The following is a 17,650-nucleotide window of genomic DNA, read 5'->3' as shown; positions in this document are numbered from 1 at the left end:
CCGTCGCCCCTGCGGCGGACGAGCGCCCGACCGCCCCGGGCCGGTGCGTTGGCGACCCCGCGGGAGCGCCACCGCTCACCGGGTTCGGCGGTGGGCAGCAGGGAGAAGTGCCGCAGCATCGTGCGCAGCGCGACGTTCATCTCCATGGTGGCGAAGGCCGCGCCGATGCAGCGGCGCGTGCCGCCGCCGAACGGGATCCACTGGTAGAGGTCGGGCCGCGAATCGACGAACCGGTACGGGTCGAACCGGCGTGCGTCCGGGAACACCGACTCGTTCCGGTGCAGCAGGGCGATGCTCGCGAGTACGAGCTGTTTCCGGGGCAGCCGCCAACGCCCGATCTCCAGGCCGTCGACCTCCACCGTCCGGCCGACGAGGTCGATCACCGGCCGGGTGCGCTGCACCTCGGTGATCGTGGCGTCCCGCAGCGTGCTTCCCCCCGCATCGACCTCGGCGGTGAGCTCACCCAGCAGGGCCGGGTGTCTGCGGATCCGTTCGACGGCCCACGCCAGCGTCGTGGCCGTGGTCTCGTGTCCGGCGGCGAGCAGGGTGAGCAGCTCGTCGGCGATCTCGCCGTGGGTCATCGCGCTGCCGTCCTCGTAGCGGGCCTGCAGCATCAGCGCGAGCACGTCGTTGCGTTCGTCGAGGTCCCCGCCCTGTTCGGCCTTGGTGATGAGCCGCTCGACGATGGCGTCGAACTCGTCCCGCATGATCTTGAACCGGCCCCAGGGGCTCCACCACCCGAGGTCGACCTCCGGGACCGGCAGCACGGCGAGCCGCGATCCCAACGTGACCAGGCGGGGAATCCGGTCCCGCAGCCGTTCCAGCTCCGCGCCCTCGGCGCCGAACACCGCGCGCAGGATGATGTTCAGCGTGATCCGCATCCAGGAGGACAGGGTCGCGAACGACGTGCCCTCCGGCCATGCGGCGAGCTCGCGCCGGGTCTCCTCCTCGACGATGCCCTCGTACGCCGCGAGCCTGCGGCCGTGGAACGGGGGCACCAGCAGCTTGCGCTCGCGGCGGTGCCGGTCGCCGGTCAGCGAGAACATCGAACCCGGACCGAGCAGTCTGCCGAGATTCGGTTCCATGTTCTCCGCGCGGTCGGGTTTGGTCTGGAACAGCTGCTTGACCTCGTCCGGATCGCTGAGCACGACCGTGCGGCCGAACAGCGGGAGGTGCACCGTGAAGGCGTCCCCGTGGCGGTCGCGCAGGGACTTCATCCCGCGTTGCGGGGACACGATCGCGTGCGCGGCCTGCAGCGCGGGCGGCAGGCCGGGCCCGGGAGGCAGGGTCTCGGTCGGCATCGGAGTGGCTCCCCCTCGTCCGTGTGGTACGTCGGCGTACCAGCCGTACGGTACGCATCCGTACCGCACCGGACAAGAGCCGGACCGGGCCGTATAGCGTGGAGGCCATGACGACCGGGAGCGAGCGCGTCACCGAGGCCCCCGTGCCCTCCACCGGGGACGGGTTCCGGCAGCGGCTGCTCACCGCGCTCGCCGACGCGCTGGCCGAGGACGGATACCGCACCACGACGGTCGCCGACATCGTCCGGCGCGCGCGGACCTCCCGCCGCACCTTCTACGAGCACTTCTCCGGCAAGGAGGCGTGCTACCTCGCCCTGCTCGCCGCGGCGAACGACCACACGATCCGGCGAATCCGGGTGGCGGTGGACCCGGCGGCGCCGTGGGAGACGCAGATCCGGCAGGCGGTGGCCGCCTGGATCGCCTCCGCGGAATCCACCCCCGCGGTCACCGTGAGCTGGATCCGCGACCTGCCCTCCCTCGGCGCGGCCGCACGCGAGCTCCAACGCGAGGCGATGGACGCCTTCGTAGTGATGATTCAGCAGCTCTGCGACACCGACGAGCTCCGCGCGGCCGGCGTCCGCCCGGTGTCCCGCCAGCAGGCGATCATCCTGCTCGGCGGGCTGCGCGAGCTGCTGGCCGCCACCGTCGAGGACGGTGGCCGGATCGCCGACATCTCCGGGGCGGCCATCGACGCGACGATCGCACTGCTGCGCCCACGCCCCTGAACACCTGCCCCGTTCCCGGACGCGACTCCTCCGTCCACACACGCGGCCCGGATCCCGCGATCGGGTGGCGACAAGCCTGTCCCTGTCGGACCTGGGCGCTAGTCTCCGCACAGAACGGCCCGCAGTGAGGAGACGCGATGAGCGAAGTGACCACGGCCCAGCCGCCGGGCACCCCGACCTGGCTCGATCTCGGCATCCCGGACCTCGACCGGGCGATGGCCTTCTACGGCGTGGTGTTCGGCTGGGAGTTCGACGTGGGGCCGGAGGAGGCCGGCCGTTACACCCAGTGCCTGCTGCGCGGCCGTCGGGTCGCGGGGCTCATGCCGCACCACGACCCGAACGCGACGGAGTTCTGGTGGAACCTGTACTTCGCCACCGACGACTGCGACGCCACGGCGGCCACGGCCGAGCGCGCCGGTGGCTCGGTGGTGACCGCCCCGACGGACATCATGGACCAGGGCCGGATGGCGATCGTGCGGGACCCCACCGGTGCGCAGTTCGGCCTGTGGCAGGCGGGTGCCCACCTCGGGTGTGAACTCGTGAACGAGCCGAACACCCTGCTCCGCAACGACCTGGTGACCCGGAACCCCGCCGCCGCACGCGAGTTCTACCACGCGGTGTTCGGCTATTCGCTGGACGGCGACCCGAACATGCCCGACGCCGACTTCACCTTCCTGCGCAGGCCGGACGGTCACGAGATCGGCGGCATCGTGGGCGACCCGTCGGCCGAGCGGCCCGGCTGGGGCACGCTGTTCCAGGTGGACGATGTGGACGAGACGGTGCGCGGGGTCCGGGACAACGGCGGTACGGCCGCCGACCCGTTCGACATGGTCTACGGACGGCTCGCCGAGATCACCGACCCGTTCGGGGCGACGTTCCAGGTGGGCTCACCCGGGGCCGCGGCGTGACCACGGACGGGGAGCTCAGGGGCGGCGGAGTACGGCGACGAGGAAGTCGGCGTCGTCGGTGAACGGACGTAGGTCCCAGGTGGACAGTGTGAGATCGGGAACGAAACCGGCCGTGTCGGCGTCGGCGAAGAAGTCGGAGAACTCGTAGCCACGGCCGGCGCCGAACCCGAGGGCGGCCCGGCCGCCCGGCGCGAGGTGCGCGTGGAGCCGACGAAGCACCTCCCCACGGGTGCTCGGCGCGCAGAAGGGCAGGACGTTGCCGGCGCAGACGACGGCGTCGAAGGGCCGGGACAGACCCCGCGCGGGCAGGTCCAGTTCGGCCAGGTCGCCGACCAGCCACCGTGGGCCGGGGTGATCCTCCTCGGCGGCCTCGATCAGCACCGGATCACCGTCCACGCCGACGACGTCGTGCCCCGCCGCGGCCAGTGCCGCGCCCACGCGACCGGGTCCGCAGCCCGCGTCGAGAATCCGTGCGCCCCGGGGCACCATCGCGTCCACCAGACGGGCCTCACCCGCGAGGTCGTCCCCGGCGCGGGCCATGGACCGGAACCGCTCGACGTACCAGGTGGAGTGACCGGGGTCGGCGGTGACCTTGTGCATCCACAAACTCTGCTCGACCACTGCCTGCCTGTCCTCTCCCGCGGGTCCTGCCGAACGCCCACCTGGCAGAACGAACACCTGGCACCGGCCTCGGGTGCCGACGACGGCCACGACGATACCCGGCACCGTGTCGCTCCGGCCGTTCGTGACCGGGCGGGCCCCTGCGCCGTCCGTGCTGCGCCGTCCGGGTGAGCTAAAAGCGAATCACTTTCACTTCGTCTCCGTACGGCCGTAGTGTGCCCGTGGTCACAACTCCGAGGGAGGCCGTATGCGTGCGCGGGTGTCCGTCTCGATCGCCGCTGTCGCACTCGTCGTCGTCTCCACCCTCGTTCCCGTGTCCGGGGCCGCCCGGGCGGACACCGGGGCGGAGGCCGACGCGGGCACCACCACATCCGGGGAGTCGATCCCGGACCACTGTGGGGACCGGTGCGCCGAGATCCTTCCACCGGGCCAGGACGGCAGCGCCACACTCACCGAGATCCTGGCCCACCAGCTGGTCGGTACCCGCCCGCCGCACTCGGACGACCAGCTCGGAACCTATGCGGCCCTGGCCGATGAGTACCCCACGGTCACCACGGACACGATCGACCGGTTCTTCAACGACGCGAGCTTCGGCGTCGAGCCGGACGAGGTGGCCGGCCGGATCCGGCCCCGCGACGACGTGACCATCGTGCGCGACTCCGACCACGTCCCGCACGTCTACGGCGACACCCGGGAAGGCACCGAGTTCGGCGCCGGGTACGTCGCGGCCCAGGACCGCCTGTGGATCATGGACGTCCTGCGCCGGGTCGGGCGGGGGCAGCTCACCTCGTTCGCCGGTGGTGCCGAGGCGAACCGGCAGCTCGAACAGCAGTTCTTCGCCGCCGCCCCCTACACCGAGTCCGAGCTGCGGGCGCAGATCGACCGGCTGGCCCGCTCCGGCCCGCGCGGCCGGCAGGGACTCGCGGACGCGCGGGCCTACCTCGACGGCATCAACACCTACATCGAGCGCGCGAAACGCGGCCGCTACTTCCCGGGCGAGTACGTGCTCACCGGGCACGTCACCCCGATCACCAACCTCGGCGAGATCGAACCGTTCACCCTCACCGACCTGGCCGTGCTGGCCTCGGTGATCGGCGCCCAGTTCGGCGTCGGCGGCGGTGGAGAGGTCCGTGCCGCGATCGCCCGGCTCGCCCTGCACGAACGCTACGGCCCCGAACAGGGCGAACGGGTGTGGCGCGGGATGCGTGCGGAGAACGACCCGGAGACCGTGCGCACCCTGCACGACGGGCAGACCTTCCCCTACGGCGGCACCCCCGACGAACCCGAGGGGCGGGCCCTGCCCGAGCCCGGCTCGGTCACCGGGCAACCGCTCGTGTTCGACCGCGAGGGCTCCGCCGCCGACGCGGATGCCGAGCCGCAGCGGGTGTCCGCCCCGTCCCGGCTCGACCCCGCGCGCGGCATCTTCGCCGACGGGGTGCTGCCGTCCGACCTGCTCAGCGGGGAGACCGGGATGTCCAACGCGCTGATGGTCTCCGGCCGGCACACCGACAACGGCAATCCGGTCGCCGTGTTCGGCCCACAGACGGGCTACTTCGCGCCCCAGTTGTTGATGCTGCAGGAACTCCAGGGGCCGGGGATCAGCGCCCGCGGCGCGTCGTTCGCCGGACTGAGTTTCTACGTGCTGCTCGGCCGTGGCCAGGACTACTCGTGGAGCGCCACCAGCGCGGGTCAGGACGTCCTCGACACCTACGCCGTCGAGCTGTGCGAACCGGACGGGACCACGCCGACGCGGGAGTCGGACCACTACCGGTTCCGGGGCGAGTGCGTGCCGATGGAGACCGTCGAGCGGGAGAACGCGTGGCAGCCCACGATCGCCGACCCCACCCCGCCCGGCTCCTACACCCTGCGCAGCTACCGCACGGAGTTCGGCCCGGTGACCCACCGCGCCGTCGTCGACGGTGCCCCCGTGGCCTACACCACGCTGCGCTCGTCGTTCTTGCACGAGGTCGACTCGCTGATCGGCTTCCAGAAGTTCAACGACCCGGACGCCATCCGCTCGGCGGAGGACTTCCAGCGCGCCGCCGCCGACATCAACTTCACGTTCAACTGGTTCTACGCCGACGCCGACGACACCGCCTACTACAACTCGGGCGCCAACCCACAGCGCCCGGACGTGGTCGACCCGAGCATGCCCATCCGGGCCGAGCCCCGCTTCGAGTGGGAGAACTGGGACCCGGAGACCAACACCGCGACCTACACTCCGTTCGAGGCGCATCCGCACTCGGTGAACCAGGATTACTACATCAGCTGGAACAACGCCCAGGCGCAGGAGTACGCGGCCGCGGGATCCGGGTGGTCGGCCGTGCACCGGGGCGACCTGCTCGACCGGCGGGTGGCCGACCTGATCGCCGACGGCGGCACGGCGAACCGCGCCGAACTCGTCCGGGAGATGGCCGAGGCCGGCCTGGCCGACCTCCGCGCCGAACGGGTCCTTCCCCTGCTGCTGCGGGTGCTCGACACGGCCCCGGTCACGGACCCGGACGCGCAGGCGGCCCTCGCCCGCCTGCGGGCGTGGCTGGACGACGGCGGCCTGCGCACCGAGACGGAACCGGGTAGCCGCACCTACGCCCACGCCGAGGCGAGCCGCATCATGGACGCCTGGTGGCCGCTGCTCGTGCGGGCGCAGTTCGAACCGGGGCTCGGCCCGGAGGCCTTCGGCGCGATGGTCGAGGTCCTGCAGATCAACGACTCCCCGTCCGGGTTCCAGAACGAGGTCCCGGGCAAGCGCGTCGGACAGGCGCACCAGGGCTCGACCTTCCACTCCGGTTGGTGGGGCTACGTGCACAAGGACCTGCGCGCCGTGCTGGGCGAACCGGTGGCGGGACCGCTGGGTGAGACCTTCTGCGGCGGGGGAGACCTCGACCGGTGCCGCGACCTGCTGCTCGACACCCTCCGGCAGGCCGCCGCACAACCGGCCACCGAGGTCTACCCGGGCGACGCGAACTGCGACGCGGGCGACCAGTGGTGCGCCGACTCGATCGTCCACAACCCGCTCGGCGGAATCACCCACGACAAGATCAGCTGGCAGAATCGCCCGACGTATCAACAGGTCGTCGAGTTCCCGACACGACGGGAGTGAGCCCGGTCCGCGGAGGTCCGGTCGCCACCGGCGTCATGCGGGCCGGGGGAGGATGCCGGGCCGGGGGAGGATGCGCAGTGACCGGGAAAGAAGCGAAGTCGGCGTCGGCGGCGGTGCTCGTCTGGCGTCTCCTCGCGGGTGCCTCCGTCGCCGCCGCCGGCGTCTACCTCCTGCTCGGATCGGACAACCCGGAATGGCTGTCCGCGCTCCAGGTGCTCGCGGGTGTGGTGCTCCTGGTGGACGTGGCACGACACTTCTGCCGGTCGCGGCGTGGAGGCGCGGTCGCGACCGCGGAGGACACGGAGTCGCGCACGTAGCGCAAAGTGCACTCAGGGCAGGTAGAGGTCGACCGGACCGGCGTCGACGGCCTCGACCCCGGCGCCGGAATGTTCGGCCAGCCATGCCGCGAAGTTGTCCACCTCGGCGGTGGGCACGGCGACGGTAAAGGTGACGTCGGAGGCGTAGTCCACGTCCCGCAGCCGGTACGGGGAGTGGCGCAGGTCGTGCTCCAGCCGCCCGGCGCGGTCGTGCGGGACGGCCACCAGCATCGCGCGGTGACGCACCCGGCGGAGCTCACCGACGACGTCCAGCGTCGCACTGAGGGCGCCGGAGTAGGCACGGACCAGGCCACCGGCGCCGAGCTTGGTGCCGCCGAACCACCGGGACACCACGGCGACCACATCGGTCAGATCGCGCCGGGTCAGCACCTCCAGCATCGGCACACCGGCCGTACCCGACGGCTCGCCGTCATCGTTGCTGCGGGCGGTGAGCGCACCCGTGTCGGGATCGCCGATCCGCAGGGCGACGCAGTGGTGGGTGGCGTCCGGCCCGGCCTTCCGGATCCGCGCGATCACCGCCGAGGCCGCGTCGACGTCGGCGACCCGCGCCACGGTGCACCGGAACAGCGAACGCTGAATCTCGAGGTCGTGCGTTCCATCACGGGCGATCACCCGCATCGACCGACTCCTTCCCGTCCCGCTCGGTGACGCGAACCAGGAGCTTCATCGAAGGGTTGCACCGTGCACGCCTCTGAGGTCTCGGGATTCGGCGCTCGGATCCTAGCGGATGCGATGTCATGGCCGATTGAGCTCTGTGAGCGACCATCGACCCTCCGGGCCGCACATGGACCACAGGACACCGGAAGCGGCGGTACACAGCCGGACACGGCCGGACAGTACGAGAACGGCCCCTCGCCGCGTTTGCGCAGGTGAGGGGCCGTTTCGTGTGCTGTGGGAGGGTGCCCCCGGTGCGACTCGAACGCACACTGGACGGATTTTGAGGGGGTACGCCGAGTCTGCTGTGACCAGCAAATACCTGCGCGGAGGTCACCATTGGACCACGCGTGGTCCAATGGTGACCTCGCCACTCCGCTTCCAGGTCTAGACGCCAAGCACGGTCAATGCTGCGACGAGAAAAAGCACGACTAGTTGCAGCAGGAAAAACCTAATCGCCCTGTTAGTCCAGCGAAACTTTCGGTCGGCTACTATAGCGTTTGCTCGTATCTGCTGACTAAGCTGCCAACGAAATTCGTCTTTTTGTGTTACTGTGCGAGCTATATCGGCATCGAACCTTCCCTGATCGCCCGCTTTCGGGTAGTTTCGCGCTATGTCGGAAAAAAATATTAGAGAATTTCCTGACGGTTCATTCCTGCGTAGTCGGACTCTTGGGTAGAGGGACGTCATGGCGCACGAGGCAGCAAGTAGTGTGCAAAGCGCGCAAACGGAAGCTGCAATAGTAAGTGCTACTGTAGGAGTCGAATTATCCTTCACTAGATTAAATAGTGATCCTCCTGCTACGCCGGTAGATGCAAGTGTTGCTCCGGTCTTGACTTCTGCATGCTTCACCCATTCATTGACTAGGCGTAGTACCTCCCAAAGTGTGCTCACATCAGTCAGGTCTGTGTCATCCTGAGCAGGTTGACTTTCGATGGGACGATCTGGAAGCTTCGGACTAGAGTCCTCTGCGGCGAGCACGCTGGTCCCTACGCTCCCTCTCTTCTTTGCTCTCAATAGCTGCACGCATTCCACTATTTGGCGAGTTCTTGCGTAGATGTTCAACATCGCTACGCTTCCTCTTCCCTTTAAGGATATATTCGCAATATTCGGAGCCATGGTTGACGCACCAGCTAGATTTCAGCACGTGACCTTTGGAATCAGTGTCACCGTCTGGGAGGCTCTCAATCGTGTCTTCGTACCAGATGGTGTCGCTTGGACCGTTTTCGCAGGAGCAGCTGTATCGAATGTAGTCGTTATTGTGCAGCTTCTCCCATATGGTTGCAGTCACCATCATTAAATGACGTTCTGTACTCTGCGCTGCCTTTGCTGCATAATTGACGGCCTTTCCGGCCCAAACGGGCTCCTGTTCTGCGGGATTACGTGGCGTGCCGAGGCGCTTAGTCAGGACCTGGCTAGCGGCAATCCCGACCTTGAACCCGGTTTCAGGTAAGCTGGGCCAACGCTTTTCTAGTCGGGATACAAGTGACTCACTGAAGGTCTTTATGGTTATCCCGGCGCAGGTTGCTCGCTCGTACCTCAGTTCTCCCCAAAAGAGGGCGAATGCACCATCTCCTTGGATGGCGATGAAATCGGCGTCAAATGAGTTGAATATCTTTACAACACGTCCTGTGCTTGCTTCATAGATGCTTGCTGTTGAGCTAGGATATTTCCGTACGCCGAGTTTTGTGGATCCTTTGAGGTCGGCTACTACGGCGACAACGTCACTCAACCTGTGCCACCTGCGTGCCTCAATAGGAAGAGTTGCAACATCGATCTGGTCTTTGTCTTCTACTTTTGGTGTTGCGTCTAACTCCTTGCGGACATCGGCGTCAAGTTCGTTAAGGAATGACAGTACGTCATTGGTCGTCAATTAGAGTCCTTTCATCGTTGGTTCGATTGGCTCCCCCGGGTATCTTACTCTGACCCACTCTAGATGGCAGCAGGCAATCTGCCGGACATCTAACATCGATAAGGCGCTGAGGCATGTACCCACGTCGGTGAGTGGGCATGGTTCTTCTGTGTCGCTATGGTCCCGCTGCCCAGTCGGCGCGACAAGCGGACCGCTCACTGAAGGGGCGCGGGCCACGGCTCGATGGGTGTAACGTTGCCTAGATGGTCGAGGAAGCGGTTAGCCTGTCGCAGGAGTTGTTGTCGAGTCTCGGACGGCGTTGGAGGCATGTGCAAGGCGTAGCCTCCAAGGCAGCTGAGCTGGCTTGGGTTCTGGATGAGGACCAACGCGAGACGTTGTTGGCAGCAGCTTGGTTGCATGATATTGGGTACGCGCCGGAACTCGCCCTTACGGGGTTTCATCCGCTGGACGGAGCCCGCTACTTACGATATCAGGCATGGCCAGCGCAGGTTGTCAACTTGGTGGCGCACCATTCGGGAGCTCGGTTCGAAGCAGCCGAACGTGGGTTGGTGCATGGCCTGAGCGAATTTGATCACGAAGATAGCCCGATTATGGACGCACTTGTAACGGCCGACTTGACTACCGGTCCAACTGGTGAACATATCGCGTACGATGAACGAATCGCTGAAATTCTCGACCGCTACCCACCCGAAGACCCGGTACATCGTACGTGGGTTGAGGCTGCACCAATCCTCAAGGAATGTGTGCTCCGTACTGAGAAACGGCTAACGGAGATTCAGCCTAGGTAGGGCCTGGTCCGGCTAGTATCAAGTGCGTGCTCGATACGCATCCGCATGGAGGAATGGATGGTAAGACTGTCGAGTTCTCGTGGGTCGATCCAGCGGACGGACTTCGTTTCGGTGTTGTCCTGATGTGGCTGCCCACCAGTCCAGCGCCCGTAGAAGCAGAGTGAGAACTGCTGTCGGACTTCTCCATCGGGGTAAGCCATGCGGTGATTGGGGTTGGTGTACGTACCGACCAGGCCGGTGACCGCAATATCGAGGCCGGTTTCTTCTTTAACCTCACGGACGGCGGTGTCGGTGATACTCTCCCCCGGGTCGTGGCCGCCGCCGGGGAGGGCCCAGAGGTCGTTGTCGACTTTGTGAATGAGCAGGATGCGGCTGTGCTCGTCGCGGATGGCGACGGTGACCGAGGGGACCACGCTGTTGATGGCCGGTGCGTTGGGGTCGTCGATGTAGTCGATGCGTGCCATGAAGCTGCGGCTCCTTACTCGGTTGGTTCGGGAGTGGCCTGGTTCCATACCCGTTCGAACGAGCGCATGTAGTGCTCCCACATGTGGCCGTCCGGCAGACGCTTCAAGTGGAGCACGGGGTTCTGCCCGGCGAGCGCACCGTGGGCGTGGCCGTTGACGAGCAGGTCTTCATCGAAGCGGTAGAGCGAGTTGTACAGGATTGTGCCGTGGGTGCGGACTTCGACGCCGTCAAGGTCGGCTACCTCGGCGAGGTAGCGCCGCATGAGCTGCACTCTGCCTTCGAGTCCACCGGGCGTGCCCTCGTCGACGGCTCGCTCGACGACTGCAGGGGCGGCCTCGTCACCGACGAGCAGCCGGAACCGCACGCCCTCGGCGGCCTTGCGCTGGATAACCGGCACGAGGTTGTACTGCTCGACGAGGAACGCGCCGGAGAAGACGAGCACGTCCATCTGCTCGCTGACGTCGCCGATGAGACGTTGCCAGGTCGGCCCGGTGATGGATGAGCGCGACGGGTAGAGCTGCACGAGCTCGTTCTCGTGACCGTTGCTCGGCAAGTCACTGACGGCCGCCGGCCATAGGTCCATCTCGCGGGTACGCAACACCGTCGCGACCTGCTGCCGGGTGGTTCGGTGCGGCTTGCGGGTCTCGTTCCCGATCCAGCGTTCGACGGTCTTCGGGTCGACGCCGACCTTGGTCGCGAGGACGTCGACGGTCAGTCCGGCCGCGATCATCGCGGTCCGGAGTCGATCATTCGCCATCGCGGTTACCTCGTGGGACGTTTCGGGACGTTTTCGGGACGTTCATGCAGCTCAGGACGTCTCAAGGCGTCGCTGTGAACGTGGTGTAGACGTCCGCTGACATGCGGTTTCCTAGGGACATGGCACAGGCGATCACCGCCACAACGACGAACTGGGGAGGAAGCCATGTCCCGCAAGCAGACCATGCCGACCATGCCCGCACAGAGCGGCTCGGGCGTGCTGTCGAAATTCCTCGGAGTCCTGGCCTTGCTCAGCATGTTCGTGCTCGTGGTCAAGCACCCGGTCGAGGCCGCCGAGTGGACCGTCTCGGCGTTCGGAGTTCTCGAGTCCGTGGCGGAGGGCGTCGCGAACTTCATCAACCAGCTTTCGTAGGCCGCTGCCGGCGCTCGATGTCCGAGACGCGTTCCTGCAGCTCGGTCACAGTCGCACGAAGCGTGGCGACTTCCTGCCGGAGCTCGTCGAGTGTCTCGGGCGGCTGTGGCGCCGGCTGTGTGTCGCTGACGTACACGCCGACCGAAGGGCGGGCGACCACCCAACCTTCGTCCTGCAGGATGCCGACCGCCTTCTGGGCGGTGACCAGGGAAACGCCCTCCTGCTTTGCCAACTCGCGGTTGCTCGGGAGCTTGGTTCCCGGCTGGAGCCGGCCTGTGCGGACGGCTTGGCGAAGTGTTTCCGCGACGCGCTCGAACGGCGCCATGCCCGTACTGCTGCTTGCCACACACCGAGCGTACCGCGCCTGACCAACCCTGACCTAGTTCACGCAGATGGAGTAACGACACAGTGACATGGTCTGACATATGTTGGTCCATGTCAGACCGACAAAGGAGGACACAGGTGAGGACCACACGAATCGCAAGTCACCAGGCCCGCGAGGTCGTGGCTGTGGCGACGGACGCGGACATCCGCGAAGCGCAGTGGGAGGAGGACGCGCACGTGGAGCGGGAGGAGATCGAGCGGCTGCTCGACGAGGTCGACCGGGAGTTGGCCGAGGAGGAGCAGCTGGCTGCGATGCGGCTCGATCGGTCGTTCACCGACGCGCGGTTGGCGTGGCGCGCGGCGCGGCGGGGCGAACGAGCGGTGCTGCGGGCGTTGCCGTCGCGGTGGGACGTGGTCGAGCTGGGGGAGGAGGCCGCCTGATGGCAACGAGGGTGACCTGTGTTGATCCCGGTCCGGCCGCTTCCGCCAAGAACACCGCCGGACCGGGACTCCCCGACAACTCGCGTAACGACTCGAAGGGAAGGCGCCCGATGGTAGACGAGCACCGTACTCCGCAGACAGAGCCCGAGCGGGTGTTCCCGATCCCGCGGCCGGCCTCGGGTAACGATCCGCGGTTCACCCTCGGACTGCTGCTCGACGTGAAGCAGGTCCTGGTCCAGCACGGCTACCCGATGGACCAGGCCACCGGCCCCGACCATCTCGCGCTGAAACAGGCCCTGTTCCGCTTCCTCTACGCCTCCACCGACGGGGGTGAGCGGTGATGTCGACCTTCGACGTGCTCGCCCGCTACGGCACGGCGGTGCTGCTGCGGTTCGCCGGGGCGGTCGTGTTGTTCCTGCTGCTGCACCTCGTGCGTATCCCGCTCGTGCTCGCCGCCCGGGCGTTGGAGACCGCGATGCGCCGCCTCGACGCCTACACCGCGCGCCACACCGCCCGGCCGCCGCGTCAGCCGATCAACCACTACTTCACTCAGTCGGAAGGAGCGCGCGCCCATGTCTGAGCACACCGGACCCTGCTCGACCCCGTCTCGGGACACCGACCGCACACAGCACGAGTCGACCCGCACCGATGTGGTCGTGACCTGGATCGGCTGGCACCTGGGCGAACTGCTCGCCGTCGGGGTGCCGCTGGTGCTCGCGCTCAGCGTGTCCCTGTGGTTCCTCGGCCTCGCCGTGCTGATCGGCGCCACCTGGGCCGTCCACGAGGTGCGGCTCGCCCGTGAGCAGCGCGCCCTGCGAGCGGCCGCAGAGCGTCGCCGGCTCACCTCGGCGTCGTCGACCGACGAGCAGCACGAGCCCGTGAGCAACGGTGAGGAGGCGAGCGCGTGAGCACCTGGCGAGAGGAACGCAGGAGGGACAAGGCCGCCGACGCCGAGCAGAAGCGCGCTGACGCCAAGGCGGCCGCCGAAGCCGAGGCGATCCGCACCGCGGCCATGACCGAGGCCGACCGCGAGGCCGAAGCTCAGCGGTTCCAGCAGCAGCGTGAACGCGAGCAGCAGCGCCAGGAGGACAAGCGGCGTCGCGCCGAGCGTCGCCGCGCGGCACTGTCAGCACTGCGCACGTGGGCCGCGCGGCACGTGGTCGACCTGCTGATCTACCCGATCGCGCTGGTGTCGTTCGTGCTGGCGGCCCCGGCGATGGCCGACTACGGCAGCGAGGTCTACGGCTCGGGGCTCGGTGTGCTGCTGCCCGGCATCACCGAGCTGGGCATGTGGGCGTTCGCCGTGGCCGTGCAGGTCTCCCGTACCCGCCATCCCGAACGGCCGGTGTGGTCGCTGCAGGTGGGTGTGTGGGTGTTCGGCGGCGTCGCCTTCGCGCTCAACGCCCTGCACGGCCTCGCCACGCAGTGGGAGCACGGCGCGGTCATGGGCATCGTCGCGGTGGCCGGCGTGGTGGCGCATCAACTCACCGTTGCCTCGCCGCCCCGGTCCCGTGTCGAGCGCGCCGACGCCCGGATCGCGAGGCAGGCCACCCGCAAGGTCACCCGCGTCCGGAAGGCGGCCGTGCGGCAGGCCGTCGCCGAGATCGACAGGGACGGCACCGCGCGACTGGTCTACGCCCCCGGCAGGTACGTGCTGGGCAAGCGTCGCCGGCTCGAAGCCGCGATCGTTCCGGGGCTGCCGGTCGAGTCGACACCCGCCGACGAGGGGGACGCGCTCGATCGCGAACTGGCCGACCTGCTCGCCACCACGGGGGAGTGGACCACTGCCGACGCCGACGGCGTCGACCCGGTGGCCGAGGGCGACGAGCACGGCCCGGTGGCCACGCTCGACCACAGCGGTGACCAGCGAGAGTCGAGGGTCGGTCGGGCACCGATACAGCCCCGCCCGGGCCGTTCGATCGAGCAACTGCGCGCCGAACTGCGCGCGGCCGTCGAGGCCGATCCGCCGCGGGTCGACCCGACCTCGGCGGAGTCCATCCGCAAGGCGCTGCGGTGCTCGGCGGCCCGCGCACGCCAGCTCCGCGACGAGCACGGCCGCGACGCTCGCTGAGACGGGGAGGACCGATGACGACCGAACAGCACGGAACGGACCAGGGCGAGGAACTGGCCCGCGTCCACTACCTGCCCGCACAGCGGCAGGACACCGACGAGGCGACGTCGACACCTGGTGAGGTGATCGAGGGTGAACTCGTCACCGACGCCGAGTACGCCCGCCTGACCAGTGAGAAGGCGAAGGCCCTGGCCCGCTACGAGGGCTACAAGCACGACCTCGTCACCGCCGGGCATATCACCCGCCGCGTCGCCACGCACGAACGCACGAAGACCGCCACCCGCACGGCCGTACGGCACGTGCTCTACGTCCCGGCCGGCGCGGCAAGCTTCGCCCGCCGGGCGTGGGAGTCCCGCACGACGTCACGCTACGAGCGCCAGATGCGCGCCGCCGAAACCGCGGGTGACCTCGACCGGCTGCAGGAGTGGGAATCCCGCGCCGAGATGTTCAAGGAACGTCGCCACAAGCGCGTCATGGACTGGATCGGTGCCCCGTTCCAACTGGTCAAGGCCCTTGCCGTGGCAGCGGTGTCGGTGATGGGGCTGCTGCTCGCCCTCGGCGTCGTCCTGGCCGTGGCCGACTCCGACGCCGGGTTGGTGCTCGCACCGATCGGTGGCTTCCTCGACCTCGTCCAGTGGAGTGCCTGGGCCGTCACGGTCGTCTGGGGGCCGCTCATGCTCGCCGCGCCGTGGGTCGTGGTGCTGGTGCTGTGGAACGAGGGCCGGCGACGGGCGAGCGTGCCGAACTGGCTCGCCGCCGGCACCGCCACACGGGAGGATGTCGTGATCGACGAGCGCAGCATCGCGCACGCCCTGAGCCACCTCGGCCTCTCACCACTGACGAAGTTCTTCAAGGACGGCGGTGTGCTGCAGTACACCAAGGTCCCCGCCCGCGACGGTGTCGGTGTGTCCTGCCAGCTTCGCCTTCCGGCAGGGGTGGCCGCCTCCGACATCATCGAGAACAAGGACCGCCGCAAGCGGCTGGCCGGCGCGTTCCAACGCGCCATGATCGAGGTGTGGCCGTCGACCGGGGCCGACGAGGGACTGCTCGACCTGTGGGTGGCCGACTCCGGCGCGTTGGAGGTACCGACCGCGCCGTGGCCGTGGCTGGAACAGCGCGACCCGGTCGACTTCTACGAAGGCGTCCCGGTCGGTGTCGACCTGCGGGGAGACGCCGTCATCGCACCAACGGACGGTGCGTCCTACCTCGTCGGCGGCAGGCCCGGACAGGGCAAGTCGAGCTTCACCCGGCTGCTTGCCCTCGGCGCCTGCCTCGACCCGAACGCCGAACTGTGGGTGCGCGTGCTCGCCGACAACGCCGACTTCGAGGACATGGCGCCGCGCCTGTCCCGCTATTCGGCGGGTATGGGCGACGACGTCGCCGCCGCGGCCCTGCAGGACCTCTACGACCTGCGCGCCGAGATGGAACGGCGCGGCAAGGTGATGAAGGCCAAGCGGGCGGGTTCCGCCCGCGACGCCGGGCTGCACCCGATCCTGGCGATCTTCGACGAAGTGCACCGCGGCTTCCAACACCGCGAGCTGGGTAAGGAGATGGCGTTCATCGGTGAGGACGTCATCAAGCAGGCCCGCAAGTACGGGATCATCGTCGTCTTCGCCACGCAGTCGCCGACCGCGACGAGCATCCCGAAGGGCGTGACCCGTGAGGTGATCTGCCGGGTGGCGTTCTCGGTGATCGACCAGGTCGGCAACGACGCCCTGCTCGGTGACGGCAACTACAAGCGCGGTGTCCGCGCGACCGAGCTACGGCCCGGCAGCCCCGAATACGCCGGTGACCGGGGCACCTGCCTCACCGTCGGTGTGGTTCCCGGTAAGGACTGGTCCATGGTCCGGTCGCACTTCGTCAGCCTCGACCAGGCCGCCGAGGTCGCCGAGCACGCCCTCGCCCTGCTGCACGGCCGGAACGTGCCGAGCACCGAGACCGACACCGACGACGGCCCGGACCCGCTCGCGGACATCGCTACCGTCCTCGGTGACAAGCCACGTCTGCGGACACAGGAAGTGCTGCAGGGGCTCACCGAGCTGAACCGCGGCACCTACGGCCGGTGGACGTTCACCGACCTGACCGCCTACCTCGCCGAGCACGGCGCCGAGCCGTACAAGAGCGACGGCAAGAAGGTCGTCAGCGCCGAGGCAATTCGGGACGCACTCACCAAGCGTGACCGACCGGGCTCCGGTCCGGCCGGCGAACACCAGGGAGACGACTGAGGGAGCCGACAGGGACGGAGGGAGTTCTCCCTACCTCGGTCCCTCGGTCTCCTCCCTCGCTCGACCAGGAACAACTCCCCTCAGGGACCGCAGGGAGCCGTACCGATCCCGGCCGCTGAAGGCTCGGACGCACCGTGTTCCGTCGACGGTCGCTCGGCTCCCTTCCTGCTCGTAGATCACTACTCAAAGTCACTGGAATCGAAGGAGCTTGTGGGCATGTCTTCTGCCGACATCCTGCGTGAGTGGGCGCTGTACTGCGCCGCGATGGGGTGGCCCGTGTTCCCTCTCGTATCTGCCACGAAGCGGCCCGCGATCCGTGGGTGGGAGCAGCGCGCCACCGTTGACCGCGATCGGATCGCGCGGTGTTGGGAGGCTGGTACTTACAACATCGGGGTGGCGACCGGGCCGTCGCGGTTGCTGGTGGTCGACCTGGACACCGCTAAGCAGCCGGGCGAGCGCGACGGCGTGACCGCTTTGGCCGAGTTCGCGGCCGGGCGGGGTGTTGGGCTGCCGGAGACCTACACGGTGGCCACGCCCTCGGGTGGGCGGCATCTGTACTTTGCCCTGCCGGACGGAGTGAGGCTGCGCAACACCGCCGGCCTGCTTGCCCCGCGGGTGGATACCCGCAGCGGCGGGGGCTACGTGGTCGCGCCCGGCTCGGTGGTCGCCGAGGGCGGGTACGAGCTG

Annotated in this window: 21 protein-coding genes; 13 read left to right on the top strand and 8 right to left on the bottom strand. The window is 68.1% G+C overall.

All coding sequences use genetic code 11. The annotated features are described in order from the left end of the window. Nucleotides 1-1,301: cytochrome P450 (locus SACHA_RS21925; protein ID WP_019810345.1), on the bottom strand; the 1,301-nt coding region annotated here is incomplete at its 3' end. Nucleotides 1,302-1,408: 107 nt separating this feature from the next. Here SACHA_RS21925 and SACHA_RS0112650 point away from each other — a divergent pair. Both SACHA_RS0112650 and SACHA_RS0112645 read left to right on the top strand, forming a co-directional pair. Continuing rightward, the gene (locus SACHA_RS0112650; RefSeq protein WP_020628628.1) at nt 1,409-2,026 is read left to right on the top strand and encodes a TetR/AcrR family transcriptional regulator; all 618 of its coding nucleotides are present in this window, start codon (nt 1,409-1,411) and stop codon (nt 2,024-2,026) included. Between the two features lie 137 nt (nt 2,027-2,163). Continuing rightward, nucleotides 2,164-2,934: a VOC family protein gene (locus tag SACHA_RS0112645; protein WP_019810341.1), complete on the top strand. Its 771-nt coding sequence runs from the start codon at nt 2,164-2,166 to the stop codon at nt 2,932-2,934. A gap of 15 nt (nt 2,935-2,949) precedes the next feature. Here the strand turns inward: SACHA_RS0112645 and SACHA_RS0112640 are convergent, their stop codons facing one another. Further along, entirely contained in the window at nt 2,950-3,555 is a 606-nt protein-coding gene (locus tag SACHA_RS0112640; protein WP_019810338.1) for a class I SAM-dependent methyltransferase, read from the bottom strand. Between the two features lie 247 nt (nt 3,556-3,802). Between SACHA_RS0112640 and SACHA_RS0112635 the strand changes: the two genes are divergently transcribed. Continuing rightward, complete coding sequence (locus SACHA_RS0112635; protein ID WP_019810336.1) at nt 3,803-6,655, top strand: penicillin acylase family protein; 2,853 nt, start codon at nt 3,803-3,805, stop codon at nt 6,653-6,655. Between the two features lie 77 nt (nt 6,656-6,732). Then, the gene (locus SACHA_RS0112630; RefSeq protein WP_019810334.1) at nt 6,733-6,972 is read left to right on the top strand and encodes a hypothetical protein; all 240 of its coding nucleotides are present in this window, start codon (nt 6,733-6,735) and stop codon (nt 6,970-6,972) included. 12 nt (nt 6,973-6,984) lie between these two features. On the opposite strand, the gene SACHA_RS0112625 is transcribed toward SACHA_RS0112630, so the two are convergent. The 3 genes from SACHA_RS0112625 to SACHA_RS24535 form a co-directional block, all read right to left on the bottom strand. Further along, nucleotides 6,985-7,611: an IMPACT family protein gene (locus SACHA_RS0112625; protein WP_019810332.1), complete on the bottom strand. Its 627-nt coding sequence runs from the start codon at nt 7,609-7,611 to the stop codon at nt 6,985-6,987. Nucleotides 7,612-8,034: 423 nt separating this feature from the next. Then, on the bottom strand, nt 8,035-8,715 hold the full coding sequence (locus SACHA_RS26620; protein ID WP_408640324.1) for a Pycsar system effector family protein: 681 nt from the start codon (nt 8,713-8,715) through the stop codon (nt 8,035-8,037). Then, complete coding sequence (locus SACHA_RS24535) at nt 8,606-9,520, bottom strand: hypothetical protein (protein ID WP_157601682.1); 915 nt, start codon at nt 9,518-9,520, stop codon at nt 8,606-8,608. The genes SACHA_RS26620 and SACHA_RS24535 overlap by 110 nt, the downstream gene beginning before the upstream one ends. A 242-nt stretch (nt 9,521-9,762) precedes the next feature. Between SACHA_RS24535 and SACHA_RS23935 the strand changes: the two genes are divergently transcribed. Then, the gene (locus tag SACHA_RS23935; RefSeq protein ID WP_083935846.1) at nt 9,763-10,308 is read left to right on the top strand and encodes an HD domain-containing protein; all 546 of its coding nucleotides are present in this window, start codon (nt 9,763-9,765) and stop codon (nt 10,306-10,308) included. Here the strand turns inward: SACHA_RS23935 and SACHA_RS0112615 are convergent. Both SACHA_RS0112615 and SACHA_RS0112610 read right to left on the bottom strand, forming a co-directional pair. Continuing rightward, entirely contained in the window at nt 10,296-10,772 is a 477-nt protein-coding gene (locus tag SACHA_RS0112615; protein ID WP_019810329.1) for an NUDIX hydrolase, read from the bottom strand. The two genes, SACHA_RS23935 and SACHA_RS0112615, sit on opposite strands and share 13 nt — an antisense overlap. A 14-nt stretch (nt 10,773-10,786) precedes the next feature. Further along, nucleotides 10,787-11,530 carry a helix-turn-helix domain-containing protein gene (locus SACHA_RS0112610; RefSeq protein ID WP_019810327.1) on the bottom strand — a complete coding sequence of 248 codons (744 nt, stop codon included), beginning with the start codon at nt 11,528-11,530 and terminating at the stop codon, nt 10,787-10,789. Between the two features lie 165 nt (nt 11,531-11,695). Between SACHA_RS0112610 and SACHA_RS0112605 the strand changes: the two genes are divergently transcribed. After that, the gene (locus SACHA_RS0112605) at nt 11,696-11,902 is read left to right on the top strand and encodes a hypothetical protein (RefSeq protein ID WP_019810323.1); all 207 of its coding nucleotides are present in this window, start codon (nt 11,696-11,698) and stop codon (nt 11,900-11,902) included. Here SACHA_RS0112605 and SACHA_RS0112600 read toward each other — a convergent pair. Further along, a complete protein-coding gene (locus SACHA_RS0112600) occupies nt 11,886-12,248 on the bottom strand; it encodes a GntR family transcriptional regulator (RefSeq protein WP_028663136.1) in 363 nt (120 codons plus the stop codon). The two genes, SACHA_RS0112605 and SACHA_RS0112600, sit on opposite strands and share 17 nt — an antisense overlap. Nucleotides 12,249-12,364: 116 nt before the next feature. Between SACHA_RS0112600 and SACHA_RS0112595 the strand changes: the two genes are divergently transcribed. The 7 genes from SACHA_RS0112595 to SACHA_RS21910 all read left to right on the top strand — a co-directional run. Further along, nucleotides 12,365-12,667 (top strand): hypothetical protein, encoded by a 303-nt coding sequence (locus SACHA_RS0112595; RefSeq protein ID WP_028663135.1) that lies wholly within the window; start codon nt 12,365-12,367, stop codon nt 12,665-12,667. Nucleotides 12,668-12,777: 110 nt separating this feature from the next. Then, nucleotides 12,778-13,008 (top strand): hypothetical protein, encoded by a 231-nt coding sequence (locus tag SACHA_RS0112590; RefSeq protein ID WP_051110214.1) that lies wholly within the window; start codon nt 12,778-12,780, stop codon nt 13,006-13,008. Next, the gene (locus tag SACHA_RS0112585; RefSeq protein WP_020628627.1) at nt 13,008-13,247 is read left to right on the top strand and encodes a hypothetical protein; all 240 of its coding nucleotides are present in this window, start codon (nt 13,008-13,010) and stop codon (nt 13,245-13,247) included. The genes SACHA_RS0112590 and SACHA_RS0112585 overlap by 1 nt, the downstream gene beginning before the upstream one ends. Continuing rightward, on the top strand, nt 13,240-13,575 hold the full coding sequence (locus SACHA_RS21920) for a hypothetical protein (RefSeq protein ID WP_019810206.1): 336 nt from the start codon (nt 13,240-13,242) through the stop codon (nt 13,573-13,575). Before SACHA_RS0112585 ends, SACHA_RS21920 begins: the two co-directional genes overlap by 8 nt. Beyond that, on the top strand, nt 13,572-14,738 hold the full coding sequence (locus SACHA_RS0112575; protein WP_019810204.1) for a hypothetical protein: 1,167 nt from the start codon (nt 13,572-13,574) through the stop codon (nt 14,736-14,738). Before SACHA_RS21920 ends, SACHA_RS0112575 begins: the two co-directional genes overlap by 4 nt. 14 nt (nt 14,739-14,752) lie before the next feature. Then, nucleotides 14,753-16,963 carry an FtsK/SpoIIIE domain-containing protein gene (locus SACHA_RS21915; protein WP_019810202.1) on the top strand — a complete coding sequence of 737 codons (2,211 nt, stop codon included), beginning with the start codon at nt 14,753-14,755 and terminating at the stop codon, nt 16,961-16,963. Nucleotides 16,964-17,179: 216 nt separating this feature from the next. Next, on the top strand, nt 17,180-17,650 hold a 471-nt coding region (locus SACHA_RS21910; RefSeq protein ID WP_019810200.1), incomplete at its 3' end, for a bifunctional DNA primase/polymerase.

The organism is Saccharomonospora halophila 8 (genome assembly GCF_000383775.1).
Lineage (GTDB): Bacteria > Actinomycetota > Actinomycetes > Mycobacteriales > Pseudonocardiaceae > Saccharomonospora > Saccharomonospora halophila.
This window is presented reverse-complemented; position numbering and strand designations above follow the sequence as displayed.